Below are 3,891 nucleotides of genomic sequence, written 5' to 3' on the forward strand. Positions count from 1 at the left end.
CCGAGGCGCTGGACCGCGGCGCACCGACGCTGACCGCCGCGATCGGTGAGCTCGTGGGCAACCGGGTGCCTGGGCCCGTGTTCGCCACCCTCGACGGCGGGTACAGGGGGCTCGTGTCCGCGCTCGCCGAGGCCTCGGGTGCCACGGTCCGCTCTCACGCCACCTGCACCGCGATCCATCGCGAGCCCTCCGGGTACACCCTGACGGTCACCGGCGCGCGCGGATCGTGGGTGGAGGACGCCGACCTCGTCGTCGTCGCCGTCCCCGTCCCCCACGCCACACCGCTCCTGGCCGCCGCCGGTGGCGTCGACGGCGCTGTGTCCGGCCTGTCCGGGATCCGGACCGCCTCGTCCGCTGTGGTGGCGATGGAGGTGGACCGGGGGCTCGACCTGCCCGAGCTCTCCGGGGTGTTGGTGGCCACCGACGAGCCGGTTCCGTTCAAGGCGATGACCTTCACCAGTCGCAAGTGGCCTCACCTCGACACCCGACCGGGTCACCTGGTGCGGGTGTCGTTCGGTCGGCTCGACGACGACGACGTGCTCACCGCGGACGACATCGCACTGGCCCGGATGGCCGAGTCCGCCCTGGCCGGGGTGTGCGGATCCGCACCGACGATCCTGTACTCGCGTGTCCGCCGCTGGGAGGACGCGCTCGCCGAGATCGGTCCGGGGCACGCCGACCGGATCGCGGGCGTGCGGGCCGAACTGGCGGAGCGGTTGCCCGGGGTCGAAGTGGTCGGAGGTGCGACCGAGGGGGTCGGCGTGCCCGCGTGCATCGGCTCGGCACGGGCCGCGGCCCGCCGGTTGGCCGCCGGGTGGCAGGATTGAGCCATGGCACGCCTTGACTACAAGAAGCTCAACTCGACGCTCCGCTACCTGATGTTCTCGGTCTTCACCGTGACGCCCGGGGAACTGGGGGAGGACCGGGCCGCGGTCACCGCGGACCTCGAGCGGTTCCTCGCCCGGTTCGACGGCACCGACGTGGTGGTCCGCGGACTGTACGACGTCTCGGGGCTCCGCGCCGAGGCCGACTTCATGATCTGGACCCACGCCGAGCACATCGAGGAACTCCAGAGGTTCTACAACGAGTTCCGGCGCACCACGATCCTGGGCCGGGCCAGCACGGCCCACTGGTCCAACACGGCTCTGCACCGGCCCGCGGAGTTCAACAAGAGCCACATCCCGGCGTTCCTCGCCGAGGAGGAGCCGGGCGCGTACATCTCGGTGTACCCCTTCGTCCGGTCCTACGAGTGGTACCTGCTCCCCGACGAGGAGCGTCGCCAGATCCTCGCCGAGCACGGGCGCGCCGCCCGCGAGTACCCGGACGTCCGGGCCAACACCGTGCCGTCGTTCTCTCTGGGCGACTACGAATGGCTCCTGGCCTTCGAGGCCCCGCAGCTGGACCGGATCGTGGACCTCATGCGCGTCATGCGCAGCACCGAGGCGCGGCGTCACGTCCGTGAAGAGGTCCCGTTCTTCACCGGGCCCCGGATCAGCGCCGAGCAGTTGGCCACCACGATGCCCTGAGACGGCTCAGCGCCGCGGGGATCGACGCGAGGGGCCGGCCGGGACCACAACGTCCCCGCCGGCCCCTCCTGTCGTGCGTTCAGTCCTCGGCGGGCTCGAGCGTCATGCTCAGCGAGTTGATGCAGTACCGCAGGTCCGTGGGGGTGGGGTAGCCCTCGCCGGAGAACACGTGACCGAGATGGCCGTGGCAGTTCGCGCACACCACCTCGGTGCGGGTCATCCCGAGGGAGGTGTCGGTCCGCTCGATGACGGCCCCACCGGCCAGAGGCGTGAAGAACGAGGGCCAGCCGCAGTGGGAGTCGAACTTGGCGTCACTGCGGAACAGCTCGGCCCCGCAGCCGCGGCAGCGGTAGACCCCTTCGGTCTTGGTGTCGGTGTACTCCCCGGTGTACGGCCGCTCGGTGCCGGCCCGGCGCAGGACCTGGTACTCCTCGGGGGTCAGTCTGCGGCGCCATTCCGCATCGTCGAGGGTGAAGTCCGGTTGTGGAGTGCTGGAGGGGGTGTCGGTGCGCTCACTCATGTCCGCAGGCTACGCCGCCGCGGCGGCCGGTGCGATCCGCTCGTGTCGCCGCGGGTCCGTGCGCCGCCACAGCAGGATCACCAACACCGTGCACAGCAACAACAGCCATCCGAGCGTGGGATGGGCGAACTCCAGCAGTCGCCCGTAGTACGGCCACCGGGCCGACTCCCAGAAGTCCAGGGTGAAGAACCCGTACGCCGCCAGCCAGGCGGGCCAGTTGCGCACGAAGGACTTGTCCAGGACCACGGTGAGCATGATCGGGATCAGCATCATCGAGTAGTACATCTGCCCCAGGCTGGAGACCAGGAACACACCGGCCAGGATGACACCGGAGGTGGTGGCCAACCACAGCACCTCGTGGTTGTGCCGGTAGTCCAGCAGGAGCCACACGGCCACCAGGGTGGCCACCACGATGAGGATCCGGGCCACCAGGATGAGTGGTTCGGGGACACCGTAGTACAGGCCGAGGCCGGCGAGGGAGCTGTTGTAGTAGTCGCGGACCTCGCTCATGTACGGCGCGGTCACCTCGAGGTACCGCGCGGCGTCCACGGTGAGCGCCCAGCCCGCGGCCATGGCGGCGGCGGGGATCGCCACGGCGGCGACGAAGGGCTGCCACTGACGGCGGATGAGGGGGAGGACCAGTAGTGGCGCGAGCATCGGTTTGATGGCCAGGGACAGGCCCATGGCCACACCGGCCCACCACAGTCTCCGGCGGTGGAGGAGGTACAGGAACGCCACCTGGCACAGGAAGATCACGCCGTTGACGTTGGTGAAGACCAGGGTGTTGGTGACCGCCTCGGTGCAGAAGGCCCCCAGGAGGATCGCCGGGGCCGCGAACGACCGTACGTCGAGGTCGAACAACCTCATGAGGAGCCACAGCGCGCCGATGATCGCCGCGGTGTTGACGAGGATGAACAACCACCGCGCGACGGTGTAGTTGTCGATCACGCCGAAGGGGGCCAGCAGGAAGGTGCCGCTCGGGGCGTAGAGGTAGTGCGGCTGGACCGTGAGCAGGTTCTCGCTGTACACGGGTTCGCCGGCGAGGAAACGTCTGGTCGCCGCGTAGACGGTCCCGAAGTCATTGGTGATGGATCCGTTGACGGCCTTGATCAGGACGCGGTGGATCACGGTCATGATCGCCAGCGGCCACAGGATGTGGTTCAGCAGGCGGGGCACGGAGTCAGTGCTTCGGGTCGGCAACGGCACGGTGTGCAGGCTACCGGCCCGGGTCGCGTCCCCCACGCAGGCGCCCCGGTCAGGAGGGACAGGCCACGGAACGGTCGACGGTGGCCGGGTCGGCGAGGAACTCCGTGACGGTCGATCTGGCGCACGCGGAGTGGAGGACCACGCGCGATCCGGGTGCACCCCAGGTGAGGACCCGGATGTCGCCGGCCCCTGCGGCCGACAGCATCCCCGCGGTGGGTTCCAGCGCGGCGGCACCGGCCACGGGGTCCGCGATCCCACCCATCAGCAGCACGGGCGCGGCGCCAGGTAGCTCCAGCGTGGACTCTCCCGGGACGGGCCAGGTCGAACACGCGGACAGCTGGGCGGCGAGGATCTCCCCGAAGGGTGCGTCATCCGTCCATTCTGTGGCGAGTTCCGGGACGCGGCTCACCGGCACCCGCCGGGGCAGATCGGAGCACCCCGCGACATAGGGCAGTGACGAGCTCGTCAACGCCTCCGCCCGGGCACGCACCGGGGATCCGGGCGAGTCCGCGCCCGGGCCCGCCTCCGCGATGTCGCCGAGGATCACGTCCCCCTCGGACGCCTCCGCCGCGGAGGCACCGGACAGGTCGGCGAGGGCGGAGCGGATGACGTCGGACAGGAGGGCGGCGGGCACGCGGG

5 protein-coding genes are annotated in these 3,891 nt (G+C 70.4%); 2 read left to right on the top strand and 3 right to left on the bottom strand.

Annotated features, from left to right (window positions below; translation table 11 throughout):
* Both G6020_RS01420 and hemQ read left to right on the top strand, forming a co-directional pair.
* A partial coding sequence (locus G6020_RS01420; RefSeq protein WP_182609423.1) for an FAD-dependent oxidoreductase occupies window positions 1-827 on the top strand: 827 nt, incomplete at its 5' end.
* A gap of 3 nt (window positions 828-830) precedes the next feature.
* Window positions 831-1,526 carry a hydrogen peroxide-dependent heme synthase gene (hemQ, locus tag G6020_RS01425; protein ID WP_182609424.1) on the top strand — a complete coding sequence of 232 codons (696 nt, stop codon included), beginning with the start codon at window positions 831-833 and terminating at the stop codon, window positions 1,524-1,526.
* Between the two features lie 79 nt (window positions 1,527-1,605).
* On the opposite strand, the gene msrB is transcribed toward hemQ, so the two are convergent.
* The 3 genes from msrB to G6020_RS01440 all read right to left on the bottom strand — a co-directional run.
* Window positions 1,606-2,046, bottom strand: a complete 441-nt coding sequence (msrB, locus tag G6020_RS01430; protein ID WP_179525394.1) for a peptide-methionine (R)-S-oxide reductase MsrB — start codon at window positions 2,044-2,046, stop codon at window positions 1,606-1,608.
* A gap of 9 nt (window positions 2,047-2,055) precedes the next feature.
* The gene (locus G6020_RS01435; protein WP_182609426.1) at window positions 2,056-3,222 is read right to left on the bottom strand and encodes a glycosyltransferase 87 family protein; all 1,167 of its coding nucleotides are present in this window, start codon (window positions 3,220-3,222) and stop codon (window positions 2,056-2,058) included.
* A 79-nt stretch (window positions 3,223-3,301) separates the two neighbouring features.
* Window positions 3,302-3,891, bottom strand: a 590-nt coding sequence (locus tag G6020_RS01440) for an alpha/beta hydrolase (protein ID WP_182609425.1), incomplete at its 5' end; no start/stop codon positions are given.

The organism is Dietzia sp. B19 (assembly GCF_014145155.1).
Lineage (GTDB): Bacteria > Actinomycetota > Actinomycetes > Mycobacteriales > Mycobacteriaceae > Dietzia > Dietzia natronolimnaea.

What these genes read in the sequence shown, in the direction of transcription:
- msrB (WP_179525394.1), bottom strand. Translation starts at nt 2,046, where the DNA reads ATGAGTGAGCGCACCGACACCCCCTCCAGCACTCCACAACCGGACTTC.
- hemQ (WP_182609424.1), top strand. Translation starts at nt 831, where the DNA reads ATGGCACGCCTTGACTACAAGAAGCTCAACTCGACGCTCCGCTACCTG.